The organism is Fructilactobacillus sp. X3R2C1 (assembly GCF_059901235.1).
In genome coordinates, this window is sequence record NZ_JBWXVA010000033.1 from 1 (window position 1) to 273 (window position 273).

Genomic DNA, 273 nt, shown 5'->3' on the forward strand with positions numbered 1-273 from the left:
GTGCGGCCTCGCTGACGCTGGCGTCCGGCGAACGCAGGCCGACCAGCATCAGGAAACCCGAATCAGCGGCCTCCACAAACAGGCCGTTCTGGCGCACGCTGCGCGGCAGGCGCGGCTCGATCGCCTTGATCCGGTTCTGCACGTCCACCTGCGCCAGCTCCGGGTTGGTACCCGGCTTGAAGGTCGCAGTAATCGAGGCTTCGCCGGAGGTGTCCACCGACGACTCGAAGTACAGCAGGTGCTTGACGCTGGACAGCTCGCGCTCGATCAGGC

General features: G+C 66.7%; 1 protein-coding gene. It reads right to left on the reverse strand.

Going from position 1 to position 273, the window contains the following annotated elements; translation table 11 throughout:
* A partial coding sequence (locus tag AC6UDB_RS07050; protein ID WP_500709552.1) for an efflux RND transporter permease subunit occupies positions 1 to 273 on the reverse strand: 273 nt, incomplete at both ends.